This is a genomic window from Streptomyces sp. NPDC042364, from assembly GCF_056437585.1.
Genome location: NZ_JBWKAJ010000006.1, coordinates 76298 through 102677 on the forward strand (window position 1 = coordinate 76298; position 26380 = coordinate 102677).

Below are 26380 nucleotides of genomic sequence, written 5' to 3' on the forward strand. Positions count from 1 at the left end.
CCCGGCGCTCACCGCGGTTGTCACGGCCGTCGCGGCTGTCACGGTTGTCGCGGTTGAAGCCGCCGCGGTCGTCGCGACGCTCGAAGGAACGCCCACCGCGGTCGCGGTCGAAGCCACGCTCGTTGTCCCGGCGGAAGCCGCCCCGGTCGTCCCGGCGCTCACCGCGGTTGTCACGGCCGTCGCGGCTGTCACGGTTGTCGCGGTTGAAGCCGCCGCGGTCGTCGCGACGCTCGAAGGAACGCCCACCACGGTCGTCCCGGCGGTCGTCCCGACGGAAGCCGCCCCGGTTGTCACGGCTGTCGCGGTTGAAGCCACCACGGTCGTCCCGACGCTCGTACGACGAGGAACGCCCGTACGACGACGAACCCGCGCCGCCGGACCGCTCCTCACGCTCGAACCGCCCGCCGCGCTCGGCCCGGTCGGTGCGCTCGAACCGCTCGGCCTTCTCGACGCGCTCGACGTCCTGCGCGGCCGGCTGCTCCGGCACGGAGACCTCGGACAGCACCGCGGCGCCGACGGCAGCGGCAGCCGCCTCGACGACGGCGGCAGCGCCCTCACCCGTCTCCTCGGCACGCGCCTGGGCGAGCGCCGCCTCCGGGTCCTCGCCCCGCTCCCGCGCGGCGCGCGCGGTCAGCCGGTCGGCCTCCTCGCGCAGCTCGGCGGCGCGGCGCGTGACCCGCTCCAACTGCTTGGTGAGGTGAGCGACTTCACGCTCGGCCTGCTGTGCGGCGTTGCCGGCGGACTCGGCCTGGACCTCGGTCATCGACCGGGCGCCGGTGATCTCGGCGACCTCCGGGTCGAAGGCGGCGCCGCCCTGGATGATGTGGCGCGAGGCGTCGACGCCCGCGTCCTCCATCAGCCGGAAGATCTGCCGCCGCTGGTGCGGGAGCGAGAGGGACACCACGGTGCCCGTACGCCCGGCACGCGCCGTGCGGCCGGCGCGGTGCAGGTAGTCCTTGTGGTCGCCCGCCGGGTCCACGTTCAGCACCAGGTCGATGCCGTCGACGTGGATGCCGCGCGCCGCGACGTCCGTCGCCACGAGGACGTTGACGTATCCGTCCTTGAAGTCGGCGAGGGTCCGGGTCCGCGCGCCCTGCGTCATGCCGCCGTGCAGCGCGTCGGCCTTCACCCCGGCGTCCCGGAGCTGCTCGGCGACACGGTCGGCACCCAGCTGGGTGCGGACGAAGATGATCGTGCGGCCCTTGCGGGAGGCGATCGCGGCGGTGACCGGCGCCTTGTCCTTCGGCTTCACGACGAGGATGTGGTGCGACATGGTCGTCACCGCGCCCTGCGCCGCGTCCACCTCGTGGCTGACCGGGTTGTTCAGGTACCGGTCGACGAGGGTCTTGATCTCGTTCTCCATGGTCGCGGAGAAGAGCATCCGCTGGCCGCCGGCCGGGACCTGGTCGAGCAGCTCGGTGACCTCGGGCAGGAAGCCCAGGTCGGACATCTGGTCGGCCTCGTCGAGGACGGAGATCTGCACGTCCTCCAGGGAGCAGGCGCCGCGGTTGATGATGTCGCGGAGACGGCCCGGGGTGGCGACGAGGATGTCGACGCCGCGCTCCAGGGCGTAGATCTGGTTGCCCATGGACGTGCCGCCGCAGACGACCTTCATCTTCAGGCCGAGGACGTCGCCGTAGGGCTGGAGGGCGTCGGCGACCTGCATGGCGAGCTCACGGGTCGGCGTCAGGATGACGGCGCGCGGCTTGTGCTTCTGGGTCTGCCCGCCGGCCAGCGTGGCCAGCGTCGGCAGACCGAAGGAGAGGGTCTTGCCGGAGCCGGTGCGGCCGCGGCCGAGGATGTCCTTGCCGAGCAGGGCGTCCGGGATGGTCGCGGCCTGGATCGGGAAGGGGGTGGTCACGCCGTTCTGCGCGAGCTTGCGCACGACGCCCTCGGGGAGGCCGAGGTCCGCGAAGGTGACCGTGGGGGTCTCCTCGACGACCTCGTTCTCGCCGTTCTCGGGCACGACGACGTGATCAGCACTGGAAATGGACATGCGTATGCGAAACCTTCCGGAGTCTCATCGGCACGCGCCCGTCAACTCCGTGTTTCGCACACGACCGCCTCTATGCGGTCCGCCACGGCAAAGGAGAGTACGCGCCACACGGCGCGCTCTGCATTGGCGCCGGGCAAATGGGATCAAACGATCTACCACCATACGCACCCTCCACCCCTGAAGGCAAACTGAGCCGATACCCGCAGGTCAGAAGGCGATCTGCGGAACGGGGCCGGGAAAGCCAGACTCTCGCCGTGCCCGCCCGGGGAAGCCTCGGCCCGTCAGGCTGGGGCACCCCCGGCGCGACCGGGACCGGACACGAAGCCCCGTGTCCCACCCCACCCGTGACATCCCCCACTCCCCCAAGGCATCCCCCACACCGGCCTCCGGGCACCTCACCCGCCGGCACCGCAGCCGCATCACCCCGCGGCCCCGGACGCGACCACCGGGGACCATCGGACGCATCGGACGCCCCCTTCAGCACCCCGCCGTCCCCCTTCCACACCCGCCTACGCCGCGTCCCACACCTCCGGCGCCGGCTCCCGCTCCATGAGCTGCGCCCCCTGCTCGTGCGCGGACGACGACGGCTCGGCCGAAGGCTCGGGCGTCGGCGACTCCGCCGGATCCGACGGCCTGGGCGGCTCCGGGACGGCCGTGGAGGGTGCGGGCGTCGGCTTCTCCTTCGTCGGCTCCGGTACGGGCGGCCGCACACCACCCCCGCCGCCCTTGCCGCCCTGACCGTCCTTGCCGCCCTTGCCTCCCTTGGGTGGCTTCGGCTTCCTGGGCGGCCCGGTGGCTCCGGAGGCCGCCGCCGAGGGGGAGGCCGACCGGGACACGGAGGGGTCGGGCGAGGCCGAAGGGTGCTGCTTTCCCCGCCCGACCTGGTACCCCGTACCGCCACCGCCCGTCAGCGCGGTGCCCCCGTCCGGTGTCTCGCCGCCCCGCTGTCCGGCGGAGGACGAGGAGCCGGGGGTCCGCCCGTCGTCCCCCACGTTCATGCAGCCGGTGGCCGCGGCGACCGCCATGACCGTGGCGGCGAGACGAACGGGTACGTACAAGGCGCGCACGGGCCACCTCCGTGGGGGGCGGAAAGAGGAGTCCCCCTGCTCAACTCCCGTCGCACGCAAGAAGACACGCGCCCGGTGGCGCCGCGCCGCGCCGGAACGGGGCCGGCCTCCCGGCGGTGGGCGGGGCCGTTGCCGTGGCCGCCCGCGGCCTTCCGGACCGGGCGGCGATCACGGACAGCTCAGCCGGCCGTGACCTGAGCAGGCAGGGCGGCTGAGCCCGGTAGGTGTGCCTGGTGAAAGGTCGGGGCTCCGTAAGTGCTCCGATTACGTGACCACTCACAGACAATGGGCCTGTGCTGGAGATGACACGCGACAGGTTCGAAGAACTGGTGAGTGAGGCCCTGGACCAGATCCCGCCGGAGTTGACGCGGGTCATGGACAACGTGGCGGTGTTCGTCGAGGACGAACCACCGGCCGACGACCCGGAGCTCCTGGGGCTGTACGAGGGGACCCCCCTCACGGAACGCGGCGAGTGGTACGCCGGAGTCCTTCCGGACCGCATCACGATCTACATGGGCCCGACCCTGCGCTACTGCGAGACGTCGGAGGACGTGGTGCACGAGGTGGCCGTCACGGTCGTCCACGAGGTGGCGCACCACTTCGGCATCGAGGACGCGCGCCTCCACGAACTGGGCTGGGGCTGATCGCATGTACGAGTCACGGAACGGCCGCGAAGGACGCGACACCGCACCGGAGGCCCTGCTCCCCCTCCCCGCATATCCCCCCACCGCCCTGGGCATACGGCTCCAATGGCCCGCGACCCCGCCGCAACAGCCACCACCGTGAGCACCATCCGTACGACCCTGCGCCGCATCCGCCAGGCACTGCCGCCGGCCCCCAGGGCCGCGAACCGGCTGCACCGCACGGGCGGCCCGCACCCGGCCGCCGAGCCGCCGAGCCGCGCCCGCCGGTGGGCCCACGCGCTCGGCCTGGTCACGGTCGTCGTGGTCGGCGCCTGGCTCGGCCTGCTGATCGTGGGGAACGTACGGACGCCCGTCGGCCCCATGAACACCACGATGACGCTGCGGCCATCGCTCACCGGCGGCACGAAGATCAATGTCTCGCCGCTGGGCGCCCTGGAGCTGAGCAGCCACCACGCCCCCGTACGCCTGGACGTCAACGTCGACCAACTGGACCCGGACCGCGCGCAGGCCCTGGTCGACCATCCCGAGCGCATCTCTGGCCTCCAGGACGAGATCGCGTCGGACGTACGGCGCGGCACGCTGGACCTGGCCCTGCGGTCGGGCGTCGCCGTCGTCACCGGGGCGACCGCTCTCGGGCTCGCGGTGTACCGCCGCCCCCGACGCGCCCTGGCCGCCGGTGGCCTCGCCCTCGGGCTGCTCGCCGCCTCCGGGGGCACCGCCGCCGCCACGTGGAACCCGAACTCGGTGCTGGAGCCGAAGTTCTCGGGGCTCCTCTCCTCCGCGCCCTCCCTGGTCGGCAACGCGCGCAGCATCGTCACGGAGTTCGACGTCTACCAGAAGGAGCTGGCCCGCCTGGTGACGAACGTGACCAAGCTGTACGACGTCACGTCCACCCTCCCCGCGTACCAGCCGGACCCGACCACCATCCGCGTCCTGCACGTCTCCGACATCCATCTCAACCCCGCGAGCTGGAAGATCATCGCCTCGCTGGTCGAGCAGTACGAGATCAACGTCATCGTCGACTCCGGCGACACGATGGATCACGGCACCGCCGCCGAGAACGCCTTCCTGGACCCGATCGCCGATCTCGGCGCGCCGTACGTCTGGGTGCGCGGCAACCACGACTCCACCGAGACCCAGCGGTATCTGAAGGGCATCGAGAACGCGCACGTCCTCGACGAGGGGAAGGCGGTGAACGTGGGCGGACTGCGCTTCGCGGGGATCGGCGACCCGCAGTTCACCCCGGACCGCTCCACGGACAAGTCGGGCCTGCCCTCGGAGGAGGCGGCCGGACAGCGCCTGGCGCGGGCGCTGCGCGCCCAGAAGGCGGCCGGCACACCCGTGGACATCGCGATCGCCCACAACCCGGACGCCGCCCGCGAGACGGACGGAGAGGTCCCGCTCGTCCTCGCCGGCCACGTCCACCACCCGGAGATGGAGATCCTGGACGAGGGCACCCGCCTCCGTATCGAGGGCTCGACGGGCGGCAGCGGGCTGCGCGCCCTGGAGGGCGACTACCCGGATCCGATCGAGACCTCGGTCCTCTACCTCGACCGCGACACGCACCGCCTCCAGGCCTGGGACGAGATCAAACTCGGAGGTCTGGGACTGACCACGGCCGAGGTCAGCCGCCATCTGCCGAAGGAGAACCAGCCCGGCGCGACCCAGTCCCCGTCCCCCTCCTCAAGCCCCTCTCCCGGCACGTCACCGGGCACGTCGCCCGGCGAGGCGACCACCCGCTCACCGGGCCGCCCGTAAACCGTTTTGGCGATACCTCCCGCCATCCCATATGCTTCTCACGTCCCCGACGCGCTGATGAAGCGCCCACGGCGGGCCGATAGCCCTCATCGTCTAGCGGCCTAGGACGCCGCCCTTTCAAGGCGGTAGCACGGGTTCGAATCCCGTTGGGGGCACGCAAGAACGTGTGCGACACTGTCGTACGCAACCTTGGTCCTGTGGAGCAGTTTGGAGTGCTCGCCACCCTGTCAAGGTGGAGGCCGCGGGTTCAAATCCCGTCAGGACCGCTCGGTGTTTCACGTGAAACACCGTGGCTGGGTAGCTCAGTTGGTACGAGCGTCCGCCTGAAAAGCGGAAGGTCGCCGGTTCGACCCCGGCCCCAGCCACAACCGCCCTCACCAGGGCCTGAGCCCCTCTCCGGTATCACCGATGAGGGGCTCTTTCGTGCGGCGGCCACGCCCACCGGTACGCCGGCGATTCTTGGGGAGAAGGTCACCCCTCCCGTTACCGGAGGGCCCACGGGGAGCGCCGAATCAAAAGCGTTCGCCCCTCGTTTCGTCGAGGTGAGATCCTGGACGTCGTATGTCTACGCCACCTGCCCCCGCCCTCGGCGCCCTCGCCCCCCGCCTGGCCGAGCTGTCCCTGCGCGACGCGCACCGGCTCGGGCGCAGGCTCGAAGGCGCACGCAAGATCCGTAAGCCCGAGGCCCGGGCCGCCGTCCTCGCCGAGATAGAGGCCGAGGTCGCCAAGGGCGAGGCCCGCATGGCCGAGCGCGCGGCCCGCGTGCCGGCCGTCTCGTACCCCGAGCAGCTGCCCGTCAGCCAGAAGAAGGACGAGATCGCGGCCGCCATCCGCGACCACCAGGTGGTCATCGTGGCCGGTGAGACGGGCTCCGGCAAGACGACCCAGATCCCGAAGATCTGTATGGAACTGGGGCGTGGCGTCCGCGGCATGATCGGGCACACCCAGCCCCGCCGGATCGCCGCCCGCACTGTCGCCGAGCGCGTGGCGGAGGAGCTGGACACCCCGCTGGGCGAGGCCGTCGGCTGGAAGGTCCGCTTCACCGACCAGGTCAACCAGGACTCGACCTTCGTCAAGCTGATGACGGACGGCATCCTGCTCGCCGAGATCCAGACGGACCGCGAGCTGCGCGCCTACGACACGATCATCATCGACGAGGCCCACGAGCGGTCCCTCAACATCGACTTCCTGCTGGGCTATCTCGCCCAGCTGCTCCCCAAGCGCCCGGACCTCAAGGTCGTCATCACCTCCGCGACCATCGACCCCGAGCGCTTCTCCCGCCACTTCGGCGACGCCCCGATCGTCGAGGTCAGCGGCCGTACCTACCCCGTCGAGGTGCGCTACCGCCCACTGCTCGAAGAGGACTCCGAGGACGCCGACCGCGACCAGATCACCGCCATCACGGACGCCGTCGAGGAGCTGATGGCGGAGGGCAAGGGCGACATCCTCGTCTTCCTCTCCGGTGAGCGGGAGATCCGCGACACGGCCGACGCGCTGATCAAGAAGAACTACCGCTTCACCGAGGTCCTCCCGCTCTACGCACGGCTCTCGCACGCCGAGCAGCATCGCGTCTTCCAGCCGCACACCGGCCGCAGGATCGTGCTGGCCACCAACGTCGCCGAAACCTCGCTGACCGTCCCCGGCATCAAGTACGTCATCGACCCCGGCTTCGCCCGGATCTCCCGCTACAGCCACCGCACCAAGGTCCAGCGGCTGCCGATCGAGCCGATCTCCCAGGCCAGCGCCAACCAGCGCAAGGGCCGCTGCGGCCGTACGTCCGACGGCATCTGCATCCGCCTGTACACCGAGGACGACTTCAACGCCCGCCCGGAGTTCACGGACGCCGAGATCCTGCGGACGAACCTCGCCTCCGTCATCCTCCAGATGACCGCGGCCGGCCTCGGCGACATCGAGAAGTTCCCCTTCATCGACCCGCCGGACCACCGCAACATCCGCGACGGCGTCCAGCTCCTCCAGGAACTCGGCGCACTCGACCCGGCGCAGAAGGACGTCCGCAAGCGACTGACGCCGATGGGCCGCAAGCTCTCCCAGCTGCCCGTCGACCCGCGGCTGGCCCGGATGGTCGTCGAGGCCGACAAGAACGGCTGCGCCCGCGAGGTCATGGTCATCGCCGCCGCCCTGTCCATCCAGGACCCGCGCGAACGCCCGGCCGACAAGCAGACCCAGGCCGACCAGCAGCACGCCCGCTTCAAGGACGAGTCCTCCGACTTCCTCGCCTTCCTCAACCTCTGGCGGTACGTCCGCGAGCAGCAGAAGGAACGCGGCTCGTCGTCCTTCCGCCGGATGTGCAAGCAGGAGTACCTCAACTTCCTGCGCATCCGCGAGTGGCAGGACATCTACAGCCAGCTCCGCACCGTCGCCAAGCAGATGGGCATCCACCTCAACGAGGAGGACGCCCCCGAGCAGCAGGTCCACATCTCGCTCCTCGCCGGCCTGCTGTCCCACATCGGCATGAAGGACATCAAGGACGGCGCGAAGAACGAGTACCTGGGCGCCCGCAGCGCCAAGTTCGCGATCTTCCCCGGCTCGGCCCTCTTCAAGAAGCCCCCGCGCTTCGTGATGTCCGCCGAGCTGGTCGAGACCTCCCGTCTCTGGGCCCGCGTCAACGCGAAGATCGAGCCCGAGTGGGTCGAGCCGCTCGCCGAGCACCTGCTGAAGCGCACCTACAGCGAACCGCACTGGGAGAAGGACCAGGCGGCCGTGATGGCCTACGAGAAGGTCACGCTGTACGGCGTGCCGATCGTCGCCCAGCGGAAGGTGAACTACGGCCGCATCGACCCCGAGGCGAGCCGCGAGCTCTTCATCCGCAACGCGCTCGTCGAGGGCGACTGGCGTACGCACCACAAGTTCTTCGCCGACAACCGCAAGCTCCTCAGCGAGGTCGAGGAGCTGGAGCACCGTGCCCGGCGCCGGGACATCGTGGTCGACGACGACACCCTCTTCGACTTCTACGACCAGCGGGTGCCCGAACACGTGGTGTCGGGCGCCCACTTCGACTCCTGGTGGAAGCACAAGCGCCACGAACAGCCCGACTTCCTGGACTTCGAGCGCGAGATGCTCATCCGGGAGTCGGCGGAGGCGGTCACCAAGGCGGACTACCCGGACTCCTGGCGCCAGGGACAGCTCAAGTTCCGCGTCACCTACCAGTTCGAGCCGGGCGCGGACGCGGACGGCGTCACCGTCCACATCCCCCTCCAGGTCCTCAACCAGGTCACCGACGAGGGCTTCGACTGGCAGATCCCGGGCCTGCGCGAGGACGTGGTGACGGAACTGATCCGCTCCCTGCCCAAGCCGATCCGCCGCAACTACGTACCGGCGCCCAACTACGCCAAGCGCTTCCTGGACCAGGCGGTACCGCTCCAGGAACCGCTGACCGTCACCCTCGCCCGCGAACTCAAGCGCATGGTGGGCGTACCGGTGACGGCCGACGACTTCGACTGGTCCCGCGTCCCCGACCATCTGAAGATCACCTTCCGTATCGTCGACGAGCGGCGCCGGAAGCTGGCCGAGGACAAGGACCTGGAGTCCCTGCGGCTCCGGCTGAAGCCGAAGGCCCGCAAGGCGCTCTCCCAGGCCGCCGCGGCGACCGCCGAGCGCCAGGGCGGCGAGTCCCTGGAGCGCACGGGTCTGACGGACTGGACGATCGGCTCCCTCACCCGCGTCTTCGAGACCCGCCGCGCCGGGCAGCCCGTGAAGGCCTACCCGGCACTCGTGGACGACGGCGACACCGTCTCCGTACGCCTCTTCGACACGGAGGCGGAACAGTCGGAAGCGATGTGGAAAGGCACCCGCAGGCTCATCCTGCGAAACATTCCGGTCAACCCTGCGAAGTTCGCGAGCGAAAAGCTGAACAACGCGCAGAAGCTCGCTCTGTCGGCGAACCCGCACGGTTCGATCCAGGCCCTGTTCGACGACTGCGCGACGGCCGCCGCCGACAGACTCATCGTCGACTTCGGCGGGCCGGCCTGGGACGAGGAGTCCTACCGCAAGCTCTACGACAAGGTCCGCGCGGAGATCGTCGACACCACCGTCCGCACGGTCGGCCAGGTCCAGCAGGTCCTCGCCGCCTGGCAGTCCTGTGAGCGCCGTCTGAAGGCCACGAGGAGCCCCGCCCTCCTGCCCAACCTCGCGGACGTACGCGGGCAGCTGGACGGCCTCGTGAAGCCGGGCTTCGTCACGGAGGCGGGTCTGCGCCGCCTCCCCGACCTGATGCGCTATCTGGTGGCCGCGGACCGCCGGCTCCAGCAGATGCCGACGGGCGTCCAACGGGACACCTCCCGCATGGAGAAGGTCCACGAGATGCAGGACGAGTACGCCTGGCTGCTGGAGCAGCTCCCCCAGGGCAGGCCCGTCCCGTCCTCGGTCCTGGACATCCGCTGGATGATCGAGGAACTCCGCGTCAGCTACTTCGCGCACGCCCTGGGCACGGCGTATCCCGTCTCCGACAAGCGCATCGTGAAAGCGATCGACGCGGCGGTGCCGTAGCCGTCATACTGTGACGAGCCCTGCACGGGGGGTGAGTTCGACCAGGGGGCTCCCCCTCCTGTACAGTCTCTTCTCGCAGGCCAGCGCGCACACGCTGACTGCGAAACCTGGTCCTGTGGAGCAGTTTGGAGTGCTCGCCACCCTGTCAAGGTGGAGGCCGCGGGTTCAAATCCCGTCAGGACCGCGCGATTCATGGAGACCCGCATCCGTTCAGGGTGCGGGTCTTTTTGCTGCGCCGCGGCAGGGGGAGGGAAACCAGGCCCCCGAACCCCGGCGGACGCGCCGGGGCTTGACGGAGTCACATTCCACCGGTACCTCGGAAACAGGGCCCCACGACCCGGAGGTGGCGTATGGCGGCGTCCGCACGGCACGAGACCCGCGCTCTGCTCCGCGCTCACCTGTCGGCCGCTTCCTCCTACCGCCACTTCACCCGCCACTGCCCCGTCTGCCACCGGCTGCTGCGCCTGGCGACGGACGCCCCGACGCCGGGCATCCTGACGACGAGCGCCCCGACGGCCGGCGAGGACCGCGCCGAGGGTCCCATGGAGGACGAGAGCCCCTCCACGGCGTGAGGATGGCGTGGCGGCGGCCGGGACTGGGAACACGCTCCGCAGGGGCGACACGCCGACCTCAACTCCCGCCCCCTTTACCGCACATGACTCATGAGTAACAAGCGTCCTGGCATGTGACGGGTGTCACCGCATAAGTTTTCCGAACATGGGTTCTTACGGGTCTCCTACAACTGGTCAATTTAATATGTGCAATTGCACCAGTCTCCGGATGCCCGCACAGGAGATCCGACAGCCCTCCCCAGAGTCCGACAGGCCCGCCCACAGACGGCCAGGCCCGCGCACAAGTCGGCACGCCGGGCAGGGAGAGGGCCGGACCCGAGGACCCGGCCGTCCGCCTGGGCGCACAAAAAAGATCGCGCTGGACCCGGCGGAGTCCAGCGCGATCTGACGACGCACCCTTGTTGCTTGCCTGGCGAAACCCAGAACAGATGGAAGCTCTGGAAAGCTGTGCGGCTCGGGCGTGGGGCCTGTTGGGGCAGAACCCGCGTCGCTTGGCACTGTGTGAGCGGTTGAGCTGTGCTTTCAGGCGGCTCGGCCGATTGGGGGACCAGCCGAAATGCCCTGTTCTGCGGCGGTTCAGGCCTCGCTGCGCTGCTGCGGAATACCCGCGAGCAGTGCGCGGACCTCAGCCTCGCGGTAGCGGCGGTGTCCGCCGAGCGTACGGATGGACGTGAGCTTGCCGGCCTTCGCCCACCGCGTGACCGTCTTGGGGTCGACGCGGAACATGGTGGCGACCTCAGCCGGGGTCAGCAGCGGCTCGGCATCAGGGGTGCGAGCGGTCATGAGCGGCCTCCTCGGGAGAACCGAACCTTCTCGGTTCTTTCCTCTAAATTCTGCACCTTGACCCGCGTTGCCCGAAATGGCGGACGCGAGTCGAGTCGGTTATAGGACGAACGGCTTGTCCTCGGCACTACAACTACACCATCTGTCCAGCCGCGTCGGCCAAACCGATGGAATTGCCCTCCCAGGTGTTCATCAGCGACGGATGCCGATGGACCGTGCCATAGCGGACAGTCACGCCACTGTGACGATCAGTCACAGTGGCGCGCAGGAGTCACGAGACCCCCCAATAGCGTGCAATGCTGAGATTCCACCCAAAGATGGGCAGAGGGAGCCTCCCCCGGACTCCTTGTCCTATTTTGGCATGAGGAGGTGCGTAAGAGGCAAGGCCCGCGTAAGTGCAATCCGTCACGCTTGGCGCCCGCTTGATACAAAAGCCCGGATCGGGGACCTACGTCCCCTGATGACACGCGAGTGGAACTTCAGTGTGTCAAGCCTGGGCCAAGGGTGGACAGTTCACCATGCTTCGGCCTCGGTGGAAAGCCTTTTCCCACCTGCCCCACAAGTCACAAGTACGAGCGGGACGTTGAGCTGGTTCAACCGGTTCGGCCCGGTACCGTTCACCGAACGGCGGTTCAGTTGGCCGAGCGCCGGTCCCGCACCGCCCGCCACCGCTCGACCAGCCGCCCGTACGCCTCACCGGCGGCCGGACCGTCCCCGTTGCGCAGGGCCTCGATGCCCTCGGCGACGTCCGCCGCGGAGTGGTCGCCGTCCAGCTCCTCCGCCGGCAGTACGTGCACAAGACCGCCGTAGTCCAGCTCCACGAGCGAGCGGGGGTGGAACTCCTCCAGCCAGCGGCCCACGTCGATCAGGCCGTCGATCAGCGGCCCCTCGTCGAGGGTCTCGCGCAGCGCCCTGAGCCCCCGCGCCACCCGCCGCCGGGCCTGCACCATGGGCGTGCGATAGCGAAGCACGGGTGAGATCTCGGCCGAACCCTTCTCAAACGTCCGCTCCTCGTCCGAGACGAGGACGAACCAGTTCAGCGGCACATGCCAGGTCGAGGTGCGGATCCAGGGACGGGCGTCGGGGTTGCGGGCCATCCAGCGCTCGTAGTCCTGGCCGGCCTGCCGGCGCACGACCGGCGGCAGCACCGCGTCCAGCAACGGCGCCGGCAGCTCCTCGGCGAGATCGCCCAGCGCCTGCCAGCCGCGCAGCCGGGTGCGCCAGGGGCAGACGCAGACCACCCCGTCCACCTCCAGCACGAAGGCGTCACCGCTCTCGTGCACCGGCACCGGGACCGGCGGGGTGGGCAGCAGATCGGCCAGCGACCGCCGCAGCTCGTCCTGGTACGAGGGCCGGTCGGCGCGGCGGGCGTAACGGGTCCAGTGGGTGCGCTCGGGCTCCGGGAAGGCGGCCAGCGGCTCGTACACGCGAAGGTAGGACGCGTACGGGACGATCACCGAGGACACCTTGGGCACGCCTGCTCCCTCCCCCGCGTACCACCGGGGAAAACTGCCGAACCCGCACATCGGCGGGCCGGAAAACTGTGCGGATCACACCACGGCGGTACTCCAGTAGTGGGTGATCCTGAAGCTCGGCCGCTCCACGGCGGCCGAAGGCTCTAATCTCATGCCCACAGACCCCGCCGCCCTCCCCCACCGCCAAAAGCACGGGGGGAGGGGGAGCCTCGGGGAGCCTGTCACCAACCGCCGCTTCTTACCCAGGAGTCACCACAGTGACCGACGTATCTGACGGCGTCCTGCACACCCTGTTCCACTCGGACCAGGGCGGTCACGAGCAAGTCGTGCTCTGCCAGGACCGGGCCAGCGGCCTCAAGGCCGTCATCGCCCTCCACTCCACCGCGCTGGGCCCCGCCCTCGGCGGCACCCGCTTCTACCCCTACGCGACCGAGGCCGAGGCCGTCGCCGACGCCCTGAACCTCGCGCGAGGGATGTCCTACAAGAACGCCATGGCCGGGCTCGACCACGGCGGCGGCAAGGCCGTGATCATCGGAGACCCCGACCGGATCAAGAGCGAGGAGCTGCTGCTCGCCTACGGGCGGTTCGTGGCCTCGCTGGGCGGCCGTTACGTCACCGCGTGCGACGTCGGCACCTATGTCTCCGACATGGACGTCGTGGCCCGGGAGTGCCGCTGGACCACGGGCCGCTCGCCCGAGAACGGCGGCGCCGGCGACTCCTCGGTCCTCACCGCCTTCGGGGTCTACCAGGGGATGCGGGCCTCCGCCCAGCACCTGTGGGGCGACCCCTCGCTGCGCGACCGGAGAGTCGGCATCTCGGGCGTCGGCAAGGTCGGCCACCACCTCGTGGAGCACCTGAGGGCCGAGGGCGCCGAGGTCGTGGTCACGGACGTACGCGAGGACGCCGTGCGCCGGATCCTCGACCGCCACCCGGCGGGGGTCACGGCCGTCGCCGACACCGAGGCGCTGATCCGTGTGCAGGGGCTCGACATCTACGCCCCGTGCGCGCTCGGCGGAGCGCTGAACGACGACTCCGTGCCCGTCCTCACCGCCAAGGTGGTGTGCGGCGCGGCCAACAACCAACTCGCCCACCCCGGCGTCGAGAAGGACATCGCGGACCGCGGGATCCTCTACGCGCCGGACTACGTGGTGAACGCCGGCGGCGTCATCCAGGTCGCCGACGAACTCCACGGTTTCGACTTCGAGCGGTGCAAGGCCAAGGCCGCGAAGATCTTCGACACCACGCTGGCAATATTCGCACGTGCGAAGGCAGATGGTATTCCGCCGGCCGCCGCGGCCGACCGGATCGCCGAACAGCGGATGCAGGACGCGGCGGCCGCGCGCGGACGCTGACATTCCACGGGCCCGCCCGTGCGAGGGTCGCACGGGCGGGCCCGGTACCCACCGACGGCTTTAGAGAGAACTCTCACTTCCGTCGGCGGGTCGTGCGCCGAGAAAGGGTTAAACTCGCGGTTGACCAGCGGGGACAGGGCTCCTCGCAGGTTCTGGGCACAGGCACGTCCTGCGGGCGACGTACCGTATGGGCGCGGGCTCAGGTACCGTGGAAGCCCTACGGACCGGTCTCTCCATGGAGAGCCCGTTCCAGATCATGAACGCGTGTCAAGACTCTGGGGCCGTCGAGCCCCGTCACCGAGGGGGTCGAGCCATGGGGCGCGGCCGGGCCAAGGCCAAGCAGACGAAGGTCGCCCGCCAGCTGAAGTACAACAGCGGTGGGACTGACCTGTCGCGTCTGGCCAGCGAGCTGGGCGCATCGACTTCGAGCCAGCCTCCGAACGGCGAACCGTTCGAGGACGACGAAGACGACGACGACCCGTACGCGCGGTACGCGGAGTTGTACAACTCCGACGATGACGAGGATGAGGACGACGAGTCCGGTCCTGCGTCCCATCGCCGCGGGGCTTGACAATTCAGCTGCGCTTCACCCGGTCCGAGCGGATTACGCCGGACCGGGTTTTGTGCGGTCGCGCTCCGCTTGAGGGGTCGGGCGACTTGTAGCTCGGGGTCACCGTGCCAGGGCGGCTGCGAGTTGGTTGTGGCTGTTCGCGCAGTTCCTCGCGCCCCTTTTGGCGGCTTCGCCGCCGTCAGGGGCGCGTTCGTCATCAGCCCCGGGCGTAGTCGTTGATCAGTTCCGCGCCCGTCGTGTGGGTGTCCCGGTCGGTGATCTCGCCTGCCAGCCAGGCCTCGACGCCTCGGTCCGCCAGGGTCGTCAGGGCTACGTCCGCCGACTCCTGGGGGACGATGGCGATCATGCCCACCCCCATGTTCAGGGTCTTCTCCAGCTCCAGGCGTTCCACCTGGCCGGTCTTGCCGACGAGGTCGAAGACGGGAGCCGGGGTCCAGGTGGCGCGGTCCACCGTGGCGTGGAGGTGGTCGGGGATGACGCGGGCCAGGTTGGCCGCGAGTCCGCCGCCCGTGACATGGCTAAAGGCGTGGACCTCGGTGGTGCGGGTCAGGGCCAGGCAGTCCAGCGAGTAGATCTTGGTGGGCTCCAGGAGTTCCTCGCCGAGGGTGCGGTCGAACTCGGCGATCCGGGCGTCCAGGGAGAGTCCGGCCTGGTTCAGCAGGACGTGCCGGACGAGCGAGTACCCGTTGGAGTGAAGGCCGGAGGACGCCATGGCGATCACCGCGTCACCCTTGCGGATGCGGTCCGGGCCGAGCAGGTGCTCCGCCTCGACCACGCCCGTACCGGCGCCGGCGACGTCGAAGTCGTCCGGGCCGAGGAGTCCGGGGTGCTCGGCGGTCTCGCCGCCGACGAGGGCGCAGCCGGCGAGGACACAGCCCTCGGCGATGCCCTTGACGATGGCGGCGACCCGCTCGGGGTGGACCTTGCCGACGCAGATGTAGTCGGTCATGAACAGCGGTTCGGCGCCGCAGACCACGATGTCGTCCATCACCATCGCGACCAGGTCGTGGCCGATGGTGTCGTAGACGCCCAGCTGGCGGGCGATGTCCACCTTGGTGCCGACGCCGTCCGTGGCGGAGGCGAGCAGGGGGCGCTCGTAGCGCTTGAGGGCGGAGGCGTCGAAGAGGCCGGCGAAGCCGCCGAGGCCGCCGAGGACCTCGGGGCGCCGCGTCTTCTTGACCCACTCCTTCATGAGTTCGACGGCGCGGTCGCCCGCCTCGATGTCGACGCCCGCGGCTGCGTAGCTGGCGCCGCCCTCGGCGATGGGGGTCTCAGACATGGCTAGTGAGAACCTTCGTGTCGTACTGCGGGTGAGCGGGGTGCGGGCGGACCAGGGTGTTGTGAACGGTCCCGCCGGCACCCCCTACGGGCGGCGGATCGCGTCGGCCGCGGCCGTGGCGGCGGGCCCTGCGGCCAGCTCGGTCTCCAGGAGCTGCTTACCGAGGAGCTCGGGGTCCGGCAGCTCCATCGGGTACTCGCCGTCGAAGCAGGCACGGCAGAGGTTCGGCTTGGCGATGGTGGTCGCCTCGATCATGCCGTCGATGGAGATGTACGCCAGGGAGTCGGCGCCCAGGGAGGTGCCGATCTCTTCGATCGTCATGCCGTTGGCGATGAGCTCGGCCCGGGTGGCGAAGTCGATGCCGAAGAAGCAGGGCCACTTCACGGGTGGCGAGGAGATCCGGATGTGGACCTCGGCCGCCCCGGCCTCGCGGAGCATCCGGACCAGTGCCCGCTGGGTGTTGCCGCGGACGATCGAGTCGTCGACGACCACCAGGCGCTTGCCCTTGATGACTTCCTTCAGCGGGTTCAGCTTCAGCCGGATGCCGAGCTGGCGGATCGTCTGGGAGGGCTGGATGAACGTACGGCCGACGTACGCGTTCTTCACCAGACCCGCACCGAACGGGATACCCGAGGCCTCCGCATAGCCGATGGCGGCCGGGGTGCCGGACTCCGGGGTGGCTATGACCAGATCGGCCTCGACGGGGGCTTCCTTGGCCAGCTTCCGGCCCATCTCCACCCGGGAGAGGTACACGTTCCGGCCGGCGATGTCGGTGTCCGGGCGGGCCAGGTACACATACTCGAAGACACAGCCCTTGGGCTTCGCTTCCGCGAAGCGAGAGGTGCGCAGGCCGTTCTCGTCGATGGCGACGAACTCGCCCGGCTCGATCTCGCGGACGAAGCTGGCGCCCGTGATGTCGAGGGCTGCGGTCTCCGAGGCGACGACCCAGCCGCGCTCCAGACGGCCGAGGACCAGCGGGCGGACCCCCTGCGGGTCACGCGCGGCGTAGAGGGTGTGCTCGTCCATGAAGACGAGCGAGAAGGCGCCACGTACCTGCGGGAGGACCGCGTGGGCGGCCTCCTCGATGGTCAGCGGCTTGCCGTCCTCGTCGACCTGGGCCGCGAGGAGCGCGGTGAGCAGGTCGGTGTCGTTGGTGGCCGCGACACGCGGCGTACGGCCCTCCTGCTTGGGCAGGTCGGCGACCATCTCGGCGAGCTGGGCCGTGTTGACCAGGTTGCCGTTGTGGCCGAGGGCGATGGAGCCGTGCGCGGTGGCACGGAACGTGGGCTGGGCGTTCTCCCAGACGGAGGCGCCGGTGGTCGAGTAGCGGGCGTGACCGACCGCGATGTGACCCTGGAGGGAACCGAGCGAGGTCTCGTCGAAGACCTGGGAAACGAGGCCCATGTCCTTGAAGACGAGGATCTGGGAGCCGTTGCTGACCGCGATACCCGCGGATTCCTGGCCCCGATGCTGGAGGGCGTAGAGCCCGAAGTAAGTGAGCTTCGCGACCTCTTCGCCCGGGGCCCAGACACCGAAGACGCCACACGCGTCCTGGGGGCCTTTCTCGCCGGGGAGAAGGTCGTGGTTGAGTCGTCCGTCACCACGTGGCACGCCACCGAGTGTAGGCGAGATCGCGCACCGGTCCGAATCCTCTGATCTCGCCCACCGCCGGCCCCGACTGTGCGCCGCCGTATGTCACTTGTCGGCGACCGCACCGACACCCAGGTCGTTTTCGCTGGTCAACGTGATACTGCGGTGATCGATCCGATATTTCACCGTGCCCTCGAAGAGCCCGAGAAGGGTCCGCTCGGCGGCCATGAGTGAGTCGGAGCACATCTTGCGGGTGGTGCGCGCGTGGCCGAGGGTGATCCTGTCCTCGCTCACCGTCGCCTTGGCGGAGACCTCGTTGCAGCCGAGGCTGCCGCTGAGGGTGCCCTTCTTCTCGTCGAGGGTGAACCAGGCCATGCCGGCGGCCTCCTCGGGGAGGGACTGGGCGACGTCGTGGTCCATGAGGGAGTCGACCCGCCACTTGGTGCCGTACAGCTCGGCGGGCTTCTCCTCGCTGAGCCGGACGGTGTCGCCGTCGGCCGTGGTGAGGGTGAGCCCGCCGTCGGCCGTTTCGGCTGTGAACGTCCCGGTGTCGAGGGTGCGGGAGAAGCTCTTCTCGAACTTCATCGGGGCGTCGCCGCAGGCCATCTCGGTGGACCGGGCGATCTCGAAGTCGAGGGAGTCACCCTTGAAGTCGGCGGTCGAGCCGAAGGTGTTGCAGCCGTAGTTGCCGTTGACCTCGCCGTTGTCGTCGATCTTCAGATAGGCGCCGGCGGGGGCCTTGGTGGTCTTGCCGTCCACGGTGAGGCTGTCGACCGTCCAGTGGACCCCGGTGACCGACTCCTTGGCGCCCGGTCCCACGGAGTCGCTGCCGGCGCCGGTACCGGACTCGGTGCCGCAGGCCGCGAGGAGCGGGAACAGGGTCAGGGCCGCGAGGGGCAGGGCGGTGCGGGTCAGTCGCTGCTTGTCCATGCCGGTGGGACGGGTGAGGTGCGTGGGCGGTTCCACCTGGTTCGCCGCGGGCGGCTCAGGTCAGGAGGGGGAGCAGCGCGCTGAGATCGGCCCGTTCGCCGCTGGCGCTGACCTTCGCGTCGTCCACGGCGGTGGCCCAGTCGAGGCGGCCGGTGGCCAGACGGATCCAGGTCAGCGGGTCGGTCTCGACGACGTTCGGCGGGGTGCCGCGGGTGTGCCTCGGCCCCTGCACGCACTGCACGACGGCGTACGGCGGGATCCGCACCTCCGTCGCACCGCCGGGGGCCCGGGCGGCGAGGGTGTCGGCGAGCAGCCGGACGCAGGTGGCGAGGGCGTGGCGGTCGAAGGGGAGGTCGAGGCCGGGGACGGCGGCGTTCAGGTCGTCGGTGTGGACGACGAGTTCGACGGTGCGGGTGACCAGGTGGTCGCCGAGTGTCATGGCGCCCGCGCGGGTGTCGACGAGGCGGTCCTCGGGGGTGGCGGCGAGCCGCTCGGTGATCCGGTGCTCCGTCTCGGCGTAGAGGGCGCCGAGGTCCGGGGTGGCCTCGGCCAGGGCGTGGCCGCCCTCCGCGACGGCGTCGGCGAACGGTGCGGTGGCCGCGCCGTAGTCGAGCGGCCCCACCTCCGCCTTCGCCGGTTCCGGCCGGTCCAGGGCCCGGCTGACGCTCTCCACGGCCATCGTGAGGTGCGCGGCCAGGTCCCGTACGGTCCACTGCCCGAGCCGGGTGGGCAGCGCGAGCTGCTCCGGGGTGAGGGCGCCCACGGCCGCTCGTACGGTCCCGAACTGGGCCAGCACGGCCTTGCGGGTCTTGGCGGGGTCGTAGGCGCGGGGGCGTTTCCTGGCGGGCGGCATGGGAGTGAGCCTAGGGGCCGGGTGGGGCCGCCGGGAGAGATCACCCGGAAGCGTGATCGACGGCGAAGTGTGCCTCGCTCCGACGCCCCCCCCCCCGGGCGACGCTGGCCTTCGCCTGGGAAGGGGGGCAACATGACGGTTATGGCCGAGCGCACGTCTCAGATGTCGGTGGAGGAGTTCGAAACGATCGCGTCCGCCGCTCCCGAGACCGTCACGTTGGAGTTCATCAACGGACGGATCGGAGTCAAGCAGGTGACGGACGGGGACCACAGCACGATCGTGTCCTGGCTGACACGGCGGTGTATGCAGTCAAGGCCCGATTTGGACGTGTACCAGGCCCAAGGGCTCCGTGTCGACACGTACCGGCAGGACAGAGCGAAGCCGGACGCGGTGATCGCCCCCGAGGCCCACTTCGCGGGACACGGCGAGTGGGCCGACCCCGAGGGTGCCCTCATGGTCGTCGAGGTCACCTCGTACGACTCGGACACCGACCGGCGGGACCGGCACGAGAAGCCGGCCGCGTACGGGCAGTCCGGGATCCCGCTGTACCTGCTGATCGACCGGGACTCGTGCACCGTCACCGTGCACAGCAGCCCGGACCCGCTGGTCGGCGGCTACCGCGACGTGCACACAGCGAAGGTCGGCGAGAGGGTGTCCCTCCCCGATCCGGTCGGGATCGAACTCGACACGGAGATCCTCAAGAACTACGTCCGCTGATACCAGGAACGCGACGAGGCCCCGCCCGGACAGCCGGGCGGGGCCGAAATGCCGTACGGCGGGGGCTTACGCCAGCAGTGCCGGGATCGTGCCCTCGTGCGCGGTGCGCAGCTCCTCCAGGGTGAGGGTGAACTCGCCCTGGATGTCGATGGAGTCGCCGTCGACGACGCCGATGCGGGTGGCGGGCAGGCCCCGGGCGCCGCACATGTCGTTGAAGCGGACCTCCTCCGAGCGGGGGACGGCCACGACGGCGCGGCCGGCCGACTCCGAGAGCAGGAAGGTGAAGGCGTCCAGACCGTCCGGGACGATCAGACGGGCGCCCTTGCCGCCGAGCAGGGCCGACTCGACGACCGCCTGGATGAGGCCGCCGTCGGACAGGTCGTGCGCGGAGTCGATCATGCCGTCGCGGGAGGCGGAGATCAGGATCTCGGCGAGCAGTCGCTCGCGCTCCAGGTCGACCTGCGGGGGCAGACCGCCGAGGTGGTCGTGGACGACCTGGGACCAGGCCGAGCCGCCGAACTCCTCGCGGGTGTCGCCGAGGAGGTAGAGCAGCTGCCCCTCCTCCTGGAAGGCGACCGGCGTGCGCCGGGCCACGTCGTCGATGACGCCGAGGACGGCCACGACCGGGGTCGGGTGGATGGCGACCTCGCCCGTCTGGTTGTAGAGCGAGACGTTGCCGCCCGTGACCGGCGTGCCCAGCTGCCGGCAGGCGTCCGCAAGACCGCGGACGGCCTCGGCGAACTGCCACATGACCGCCGGGTCCTCGGGCGAGCCGAAGTTCAGGCAGTCGGAGACGGCCAGCGGCTTGGCACCGGTGGTGGCGACGTTGCGGTACGCCTCCGCCAGGGCCAGCTGGGCGCCGTGGTACGGGTCGAGCTTGGCGTAGCGGCCGTTGCCGTCGGTGGCGATGGCGACGCCGAGGCCGCTCTCCTCGTCGATCCGGATCATGCCGGAGTCCTCGGGCTGGGCGAGGACCGTGTTGCCCTGCACGAAGCGGTCGTACTGGGAGGTGATCCAGGACTTGGAGGCCTGGTTCGGGGAGGCGACCAGCTTCAGGACCTGCTCGCGCAGCTCCTCGCTGGTCTCCGGGCGGGGCAGCTTGTTCGCGTCGTCCGCCTGGAGCGCGTCCTGCCAGTCGGGGCGGGCGTAGGGCCGCTCGTAGACCGGGCCGTCGTGCGCGACGGTGCGCGGGTCGACGTCGACGATCTTGCCGCCGTGCCAGAAGATCTCCAGGCGGTCGCCGTCGGTCACCTCACCGATGACGGTGGCGATGACGTCCCACTTGTCGCAGATCTCCAGGAAGCGGTCGACCTTGTCGGGCTCGACGACCGCGCACATCCGTTCCTGCGACTCGCTCATCAGGATCTCCTCGGGGGAGAGCGTCGAGTCGCGCAGGGGGACGTCGTCGAGGGTGACGCGCATGCCGCCGGAGCCGTTCGACGCCAGCTCGCTCGTCGCGCAGGACAGGCCGGCCGCGCCGAGGTCCTGGATGCCGACGACCAGCTTCTCCTTGAACGCCTCCAGGGTGCACTCGATGAGGAGCTTCTCCTGGAAGGGGTCGCCGACCTGGACGGCGGGGCGCTTGGAGGGCTTGGCGTCGTCGAAGGTCTCGGAGGCCAGGATGGAGGCGCCGCCGATGCCGTCGCCGCCCGTGCGGGCCCCGTAGAGGATGACCTTGTTGCCCGCGCCGGAGGCCTTGGCGAGGTGGATGTCCTCGTGCCGCATGACGCCGATGGCACCGGCGTTGACCAGCGGGTTGCCCTGGTAGCAGGCGTCGAAGACGACCTCGCCGCCGATGTTCGGCAGGCCCAAGCAGTTGCCGTAGCCGCCGATGCCGGCGACGACGCCGGGCAGGACGCGCTTGGTGTCCGGGTGGTCCGCGGCACCGAAGCGCAGGGGGTCCACGACGGCGACCGGGCGGGCGCCCATCGCGATGATGTCGCGCACGATGCCGCCGACGCCCGTGGCCGCGCCCTGGTAGGGCTCGACGTAGGAGGGGTGGTTGTGCGACTCGACCTTGAAGGTGACCGCGTATCCCTGGCCGACGTCCACGACGCCGGCGTTCTCACCGATGCCGACGAGCAGGGCGTCCGACTGGGGCGCCTTCTCGCCGAACTGGCGCAGGTGCACCTTCGACGACTTGTACGAGCAGTGCTCGGACCACATGACGGAGTACATGGCCAGCTCCGCGCCGGTGGGGCGGCGGCCGAGGATCTCGACGACCCTCTCGTACTCGTCCTTCTTCAGGCCCAGTTCGGCCCAGGGCAGCTCGACGTCGGGGGTCGCGGCCGCGTGCTCGACCGTGTCCAGAGGCGTCCGGCTCATGCGTTGACCAGCTTCTTGAGGATCGAGGTGAAGAAGGGGAGGCCGTCGGTGCGGCCGGTGCCGATGAGCGGCTCCACGGCGTGCTCCGGGTGCGGCATCAGGCCCACGACGTTGCCGGCCTCGTTGGTGACGCCGGCGATGTCCCGCTGGGAGCCGTTGGGGTTGAAGTCGAGGTAGCGGAACGCGACCCGGCCCTCGGCCTCCAGCTTGTCGAGGGTGTACTCGTCGGCGACGTACTGCCCGTCGTTGTTCTTCAGCGGGATGTGGATCTCCTGGCCGGCCGTGTAGTCGGTGGTCCAGGCGGTGTCCGCGTTCTCCACCCGCAGCTTCTGGTCGCGGCAGATGAAGTGCAGGTGGTCGTTGCGCAGCATCGTGCCGGGCAGGAGGTGGGCCTCGGTGAGGATCTGGAATCCGTTGCAGATGCCGAGGACCGGCAGTCCGGCCTTCGCCTGCTCGATGAGCGTCTCCATCACCGGCGAGAAGCGCGCGATGGCTCCGGCGCGCAGATAGTCGCCGTAGGAGAAACCGCCGCACAGCACCACGGCGTCGACCTGGTGCAGGTCCTTGTCCTTGTGCCACAGGGCGACGGGTTCGGCGCCCGCGAGCCTGATCGCGCGCTGGGTGTCCCGGTCGTCGAGGCTGCCGGGAAAAGTGACGACGCCAATACGTGCGGTCACTTTCCTGCCTCCACGACTTCCTCCACCTTCACGGTGAAGTCCTCGATCACGGTGTTGGCGAGGAAGGATTCCGCCAGTTCATGGATGCGGGCGAGCGCGGCGTCGTCCACCGGTCCGTCCACTTCCAGTTCGAATCGCTTTCCCTGACGTACGTCGGAGACGCCCTCGAAACCGAGGCGCGGCAGCGCGCGCTGCACCGCCTGGCCCTGGGGGTCGAGGATCTCCGGCTTGAGCATGACGTCGACTACGACGCGTGCCACTGGCACTCCCGGTGTGTGGTGCTGAGCAGGTTCCTTCAGACTACCCGCACAAAATTTCTACGCGAGTAGATTCGTAGGAATCTACAGACATTCCAGGTGATGGCGGTCACGATCCGGTATCGGGTGATCCTCTTCGTGAAAACTTCCGGGAAAGATCCCCCGACCCTATTGCGCGAGGGACACGCCAGCGGATTAAGTCTGTCTTCGCAATGCAATGGCGGGCCCTGTACAAATGAATTGGCAATAGCCGATACTTTGCCCAAATAACAGCCGGACAGACGACATCACCGGGACGTAAGGGCACGTCAACGGAGAGATGTCGCACGAAGGGACCGATATTCGTGGCGCAGCGTGTCGTGGTCACTCTCTCCGACGACATCGACGGCTCGGAAGCGGCGGAGACGATCGCCTTCGGACTCGACGGCAAGTCGTACGAGATCGACCTCAACGAAGCCAACGCCGAGAAACTGCGTAGGGCGCTCGCGCCCTACGTCGAGGCCGGCCGGAAGCGGTCGAGGTCGGGCAAGGCGTACAAGCAGACCCAGGTGGCCCCGGACCCCGCGGCCGTCCGCGCCTGGGCCCTGGCCAACAAGCTGGAGGTCCCGGCCCGCGGCCGGATCCCCAAGAAGGTCTACGAGGCGTTCGCCGACGCCCAGTGAGCCGCGCCGGGTGAACCACCTCGGGTCCACCTCGGGCGAACCGCGCCGGCGCGCCGTGCGGGGGCCGGCCCTCAGCGTCCGTCAGCGGACCCTGGGGGCGGCCGACTTGGCCCCCGGCGACAACCGACTTGCGTTGCACCCCTGCGGATCAGCTAGAGTCTGGAGCACGCCGAGGGGCAAGGCCGAAAGGCCCGGCTCACCGGAGTCACGCGGGTGTAGTTCAGTAGCAGAACATCCCCCTTCCAGGGGGAAGGCGCAGTGTGCAATTCCTGTCACCCGCTCTGATCACTTACCAACCATCCTTCTGGATCAGGTAATGTGGTCTTCGCGCCGATCGGTGGGAGCCGGTCGGAGGCACTGCGGACGTAGCTCAGTTGGTAGAGCGCAACCTTGCCAAGGTTGAGGTCGCGAGTTCGAGCCTCGTCGTCCGCTCTTGATTCAAGACCCCGGTCCGCTGGACCGGGGTCTTCTGCGTTTCCGCCTCGGAAGAGCAAGGCCCCCTGACATTTGTCATGCCGACCGATGACAGCGCGCACTGCTCCGCGTCCCCCGGCCACGGGACGCTGGAGGCATGAAAACGAACGGGCACGAGGACGTGATCGAGGTCACCGACCTGCGGCGCGTGTACGGGGGCGGTTTCGAAGCCGTGCGGGGGATCACGTTCTCCGTCGGCCGGGGCGAACTCTTCGCCCTTCTGGGCACCAACGGCGCGGGCAAGACCTCCACGGTCGAACTGCTGGAGGGGCTCGCCCCGCCGTCCGGTGGACGGGTGCGGGTCCTCGGCCACGACCCGTACACCGAGCGCGCGGCCGTACGGCCCCGGATCGGTGTGATGCTCCAGGAGGGCGGCTTCCCCTCCGAGCTGACCGTCGCGGAGACGGTACGGATGTGGGCGGGCTGCACAAGCGGTGCGCGGCCCGTGGGGGAGGCCCTGGAGATCGTCGGGCTCGGGCGCCGGGCGGGCGTACGGGTCAAGCAGTTGTCCGGCGGCGAGAAGCGGCGCCTGGACCTCGCCCTCGCGCTCCTCGGCCGGCCCGAGGTGCTCTTCCTCGACGAGCCGACCACCGGTCTCGACGCCGAGGGCCGCCAGGACACCTGGGCGCTCGTCCGCGACCTGCGCGAGCAGGGCACGACCGTGCTCCTCACCACGCACTACCTGGAGGAGGCGGAAGGGCTCGCCGACCGGCTCGCCATCCTCCACGAGGGAAGCGTCGCCGCGACCGGCACCCCGGCCGAGGTGACCGCCTCCCAGCCCTCCCGGATCTCTTTCGAACTGCCCGCCGGCTACTTCCTCGGCGACCTCCCGCCCCTCGGCGAGCTGGGCGTCACCGCGCACGAGGTCGAGGGCCGCGCGGTCGTGCTCCGCACGAACGACCTCCAGCGGGCCGCGACCGGGGTGCTGGTCTGGGCCGAGCGGGCCGGGGTCGAACTCGGGCGGCTCGAAGTCCGGTCCGCCTCGCTTGAGGAGGCGTTCCTGCGGATCGCGCGGGAGACGGCGGCCCGTACGGACGCGGGGGCCCGCACGGACGACCAGGCGCTGACGGGCACGGAGGCCCGCAAGGACGGGGTGAGCGCATGAGCACCATGACCGACACCGGCCGGACGACCCTGAGGGGCCGGATGACCGCGCTCGCCCGTGCCGAGCTGACCCTGCTGGGACGCAGCCGGGCCACGCTGGTGACGGCGGTGCTGGTGCCGCTGCTGCTGCCGCTCACGGTGCGGTCGGCGACCGAGGAGATGGACCTGGACGAGGCGGGGCTCAGCGTCGGCACGGTCATGCTGCCCGCCGCCGTCGGCTTCTCCCTGCTGTTCGCGGTCTACGCCGCCCTCACCAACGTCTACGTCGTCCGCCGCGAGGAGCTGGTGCTCAAGCGGCTGCGGACCGGGGAGCTGCGGGACCCGGAGATCCTGGTCGGCGCCGCACTGCCGGCCGTCGGCATCGGGTTCGCGCAGTGCGTGCTCCTCGCGATCGGCTGCACGGTCCTGCTCGACCTCGGGGCGCCGCCCGCGCCGCACCTCGCCCTGCTGGGCGTGCTGTTGGGGATCGTGCTGTGCGTGGCGCTGGCCGCGGTGACGGCGAGCTTCAGCCGTACCGCCGAGAGCGCGCAGGTGACCAGCCTGCCGGTGATGTTCGTCTCGCTCCTGGGCTCCGGGGTCACCGTCCCGCTCGAAGTGCTGCCCGACCGGGTGGCGTCCGTCTGCGAGCTGCTGCCGCTGTCCCCGGTCATCACCCTGGTGCGCGGTGGCTGGACCGGTGACCTCACGGAGTACGAGGCGCTGGGGGCCGTCGCCACCGCGCTGGCCTGGACCGTGCTCGCGGTGTTTGCTGTACGGCGGTGGTTCCGCTGGGAACCGCGCCGATGAGG

General features: G+C 69.9%; 21 protein-coding genes and 6 tRNA genes. 16 read left to right on the forward strand and 11 right to left on the reverse strand.

Going from position 1 to position 26380, the window contains the following annotated elements:
• Both AC067N_RS14430 and AC067N_RS14435 read right to left on the reverse strand, forming a co-directional pair.
• The coding region (locus AC067N_RS14430; protein ID WP_478679221.1) for a DEAD/DEAH box helicase at window positions 1–1996 on the reverse strand (1996 nt) is incomplete at its 3' end.
• Window positions 1997–2505: 509 nt separating this feature from the next.
• Window positions 2506–3063, reverse strand: coding sequence for a hypothetical protein (locus tag AC067N_RS14435; RefSeq protein WP_478679222.1), 558 nt, complete (start codon window positions 3061–3063; stop codon window positions 2506–2508).
• Between the two features lie 293 nt (window positions 3064–3356).
• Between AC067N_RS14435 and AC067N_RS14440 the strand changes: the two genes are divergently transcribed.
• The 8 genes from AC067N_RS14440 (at window position 3357) to AC067N_RS14475 (ending at window position 10543) form a co-directional block, all read left to right on the forward strand.
• Entirely contained in the window at window positions 3357–3707 is a 351-nt protein-coding gene (locus AC067N_RS14440; protein ID WP_478679223.1) for a metallopeptidase family protein, read from the forward strand.
• 105 nt (window positions 3708–3812) lie between these two features.
• Window positions 3813–5465 (forward strand): metallophosphoesterase family protein, encoded by a 1653-nt coding sequence (locus AC067N_RS14445; protein WP_478679224.1) that lies wholly within the window; start codon window positions 3813–3815, stop codon window positions 5463–5465.
• 82 nt (window positions 5466–5547) lie between these two features.
• Window positions 5548–5620 (forward strand) — tRNA-Glu (locus AC067N_RS14450).
• 36 nt (window positions 5621–5656) lie between these two features.
• Window positions 5657–5731: transfer RNA gene (locus AC067N_RS14455), tRNA-Asp, on the forward strand.
• Window positions 5732–5756: 25 nt separating this feature from the next.
• Window positions 5757–5830: transfer RNA gene (locus AC067N_RS14460), tRNA-Phe, on the forward strand.
• A 196-nt stretch (window positions 5831–6026) separates the two neighbouring features.
• Complete coding sequence (gene hrpA, locus AC067N_RS14465; RefSeq protein WP_478679225.1) at window positions 6027–9971, forward strand: ATP-dependent RNA helicase HrpA; 3945 nt, start codon at window positions 6027–6029, stop codon at window positions 9969–9971.
• Window positions 9972–10080: 109 nt separating this feature from the next.
• A tRNA-Asp gene (locus tag AC067N_RS14470) sits at window positions 10081–10155 on the forward strand.
• A 166-nt stretch (window positions 10156–10321) separates the two neighbouring features.
• The gene (locus AC067N_RS14475) at window positions 10322–10543 is read left to right on the forward strand and encodes a DUF6274 family protein (protein WP_478679226.1); all 222 of its coding nucleotides are present in this window, start codon (window positions 10322–10324) and stop codon (window positions 10541–10543) included.
• A 576-nt stretch (window positions 10544–11119) separates the two neighbouring features.
• On the opposite strand, the gene bldC is transcribed toward AC067N_RS14475, so the two are convergent.
• Both bldC and AC067N_RS14485 read right to left on the reverse strand, forming a co-directional pair.
• Window positions 11120–11326: a developmental transcriptional regulator BldC gene (gene bldC / locus AC067N_RS14480; RefSeq protein WP_003949541.1), complete on the reverse strand. Its 207-nt coding sequence runs from the start codon at window positions 11324–11326 to the stop codon at window positions 11120–11122.
• A gap of 632 nt (window positions 11327–11958) precedes the next feature.
• Entirely contained in the window at window positions 11959–12801 is an 843-nt protein-coding gene (locus tag AC067N_RS14485) for a DUF8083 family protein (protein WP_478679227.1), read from the reverse strand.
• A 257-nt stretch (window positions 12802–13058) separates the two neighbouring features.
• Here AC067N_RS14485 and AC067N_RS14490 point away from each other — a divergent pair, with 257 nt between their 5' ends.
• Both AC067N_RS14490 and AC067N_RS14495 read left to right on the forward strand, forming a co-directional pair.
• On the forward strand, window positions 13059–14153 hold the full coding sequence (locus AC067N_RS14490; protein WP_478679228.1) for a Leu/Phe/Val dehydrogenase: 1095 nt from the start codon (window positions 13059–13061) through the stop codon (window positions 14151–14153).
• Window positions 14154–14466: 313 nt separating this feature from the next.
• Window positions 14467–14724 (forward strand): DUF3073 domain-containing protein, encoded by a 258-nt coding sequence (locus tag AC067N_RS14495; protein ID WP_055536678.1) that lies wholly within the window; start codon window positions 14467–14469, stop codon window positions 14722–14724.
• Window positions 14725–14920: 196 nt separating this feature from the next.
• Here AC067N_RS14495 and purM read toward each other — a convergent pair whose 3' ends face one another.
• From purM to AC067N_RS14515, 4 genes are all read right to left on the reverse strand, one after another.
• Window positions 14921–16003 carry a phosphoribosylformylglycinamidine cyclo-ligase gene (gene purM, locus AC067N_RS14500; protein WP_478679229.1) on the reverse strand — a complete coding sequence of 361 codons (1083 nt, stop codon included), beginning with the start codon at window positions 16001–16003 and terminating at the stop codon, window positions 14921–14923.
• An 84-nt stretch (window positions 16004–16087) separates the two neighbouring features.
• Window positions 16088–17614, reverse strand: a complete 1527-nt coding sequence (purF, locus tag AC067N_RS14505) for an amidophosphoribosyltransferase (RefSeq protein ID WP_478679230.1) — start codon at window positions 17612–17614, stop codon at window positions 16088–16090.
• 84 nt (window positions 17615–17698) lie between these two features.
• Window positions 17699–18523 (reverse strand): META domain-containing protein, encoded by an 825-nt coding sequence (locus AC067N_RS14510; RefSeq protein WP_478679510.1) that lies wholly within the window; start codon window positions 18521–18523, stop codon window positions 17699–17701.
• A gap of 55 nt (window positions 18524–18578) precedes the next feature.
• Window positions 18579–19376, reverse strand: a complete 798-nt coding sequence (locus AC067N_RS14515; RefSeq protein WP_478679231.1) for a maleylpyruvate isomerase family mycothiol-dependent enzyme — start codon at window positions 19374–19376, stop codon at window positions 18579–18581.
• 132 nt (window positions 19377–19508) lie between these two features.
• On the opposite strand from AC067N_RS14515, the gene AC067N_RS14520 reads away from it, so the two are divergent.
• On the forward strand, window positions 19509–20093 hold the full coding sequence (locus tag AC067N_RS14520) for a Uma2 family endonuclease (RefSeq protein WP_478679232.1): 585 nt from the start codon (window positions 19509–19511) through the stop codon (window positions 20091–20093).
• A 66-nt stretch (window positions 20094–20159) separates the two neighbouring features.
• Here the strand turns inward: AC067N_RS14520 and purL are convergent, their stop codons facing one another.
• The 3 genes from purL to purS are packed head-to-tail and all read right to left on the reverse strand — an operon-like array spanning window position 20160 to window position 23355.
• On the reverse strand, window positions 20160–22418 hold the full coding sequence (purL, locus tag AC067N_RS14525) for a phosphoribosylformylglycinamidine synthase subunit PurL (protein WP_478679233.1): 2259 nt from the start codon (window positions 22416–22418) through the stop codon (window positions 20160–20162).
• On the reverse strand, window positions 22415–23095 hold the full coding sequence (purQ, locus tag AC067N_RS14530) for a phosphoribosylformylglycinamidine synthase subunit PurQ (protein ID WP_468103018.1): 681 nt from the start codon (window positions 23093–23095) through the stop codon (window positions 22415–22417). The genes purL and purQ overlap by 4 nt, the downstream gene beginning before the upstream one ends.
• Window positions 23092–23355 carry a phosphoribosylformylglycinamidine synthase subunit PurS gene (gene purS, locus AC067N_RS14535; RefSeq protein ID WP_055514060.1) on the reverse strand — a complete coding sequence of 88 codons (264 nt, stop codon included), beginning with the start codon at window positions 23353–23355 and terminating at the stop codon, window positions 23092–23094. The genes purQ and purS overlap by 4 nt, the downstream gene beginning before the upstream one ends.
• Window positions 23356–23696: 341 nt before the next feature.
• Here purS and AC067N_RS14540 point away from each other — a divergent pair, with 341 nt between their 5' ends.
• The 5 genes from AC067N_RS14540 (at window position 23697) to AC067N_RS14560 (ending at window position 26378) form a co-directional block, all read left to right on the forward strand.
• Window positions 23697–24014 (forward strand): histone-like nucleoid-structuring protein Lsr2, encoded by a 318-nt coding sequence (locus AC067N_RS14540; RefSeq protein ID WP_478679234.1) that lies wholly within the window; start codon window positions 23697–23699, stop codon window positions 24012–24014.
• 209 nt (window positions 24015–24223) lie between these two features.
• Window positions 24224–24295: transfer RNA gene (locus tag AC067N_RS14545), tRNA-Gly, on the forward strand.
• A gap of 78 nt (window positions 24296–24373) precedes the next feature.
• A tRNA-Gly gene (locus tag AC067N_RS14550) sits at window positions 24374–24446 on the forward strand.
• A gap of 139 nt (window positions 24447–24585) precedes the next feature.
• On the forward strand, window positions 24586–25593 hold the full coding sequence (locus AC067N_RS14555) for an ABC transporter ATP-binding protein (RefSeq protein ID WP_478679235.1): 1008 nt from the start codon (window positions 24586–24588) through the stop codon (window positions 25591–25593).
• Window positions 25590–26378 (forward strand): ABC transporter permease, encoded by a 789-nt coding sequence (locus AC067N_RS14560; protein WP_478679236.1) that lies wholly within the window; start codon window positions 25590–25592, stop codon window positions 26376–26378. The genes AC067N_RS14555 and AC067N_RS14560 overlap by 4 nt, the downstream gene beginning before the upstream one ends.
• The last annotated feature ends 2 nt before the right edge of the window (window positions 26379–26380 follow it).

Excerpts from the sequence above, each read along its gene's own strand:
- AC067N_RS14445 (WP_478679224.1), top strand. The coding sequence starts at position 3,813 with ATGGCCCGCGACCCCGCCGCAACAGCCACCACCGTGAGCACCATCCGT.
- hrpA (WP_478679225.1), top strand. The coding sequence starts at position 6,027 with ATGTCTACGCCACCTGCCCCCGCCCTCGGCGCCCTCGCCCCCCGCCTG.
- AC067N_RS14475 (WP_478679226.1), top strand. The coding sequence starts at position 10,322 with ATGGCGGCGTCCGCACGGCACGAGACCCGCGCTCTGCTCCGCGCTCAC.
- bldC (WP_003949541.1), bottom strand. The coding sequence starts at position 11,326 with ATGACCGCTCGCACCCCTGATGCCGAGCCGCTGCTGACCCCGGCTGAG.
- AC067N_RS14495 (WP_055536678.1), top strand. The coding sequence starts at position 14,467 with ATGGGGCGCGGCCGGGCCAAGGCCAAGCAGACGAAGGTCGCCCGCCAG.
- purM (WP_478679229.1), bottom strand. The coding sequence starts at position 16,003 with ATGTCTGAGACCCCCATCGCCGAGGGCGGCGCCAGCTACGCAGCCGCG.
- AC067N_RS14510 (WP_478679510.1), bottom strand. The coding sequence starts at position 18,523 with ATGGACAAGCAGCGACTGACCCGCACCGCCCTGCCCCTCGCGGCCCTG.
- AC067N_RS14515 (WP_478679231.1), bottom strand. The coding sequence starts at position 19,376 with ATGCCGCCCGCCAGGAAACGCCCCCGCGCCTACGACCCCGCCAAGACC.
- AC067N_RS14520 (WP_478679232.1), top strand. The coding sequence starts at position 19,509 with ATGACGGTTATGGCCGAGCGCACGTCTCAGATGTCGGTGGAGGAGTTC.
- purL (WP_478679233.1), bottom strand. The coding sequence starts at position 22,418 with ATGAGCCGGACGCCTCTGGACACGGTCGAGCACGCGGCCGCGACCCCC.
- AC067N_RS14555 (WP_478679235.1), top strand. The coding sequence starts at position 24,586 with ATGAAAACGAACGGGCACGAGGACGTGATCGAGGTCACCGACCTGCGG.
- AC067N_RS14560 (WP_478679236.1), top strand. The coding sequence starts at position 25,590 with ATGAGCACCATGACCGACACCGGCCGGACGACCCTGAGGGGCCGGATG.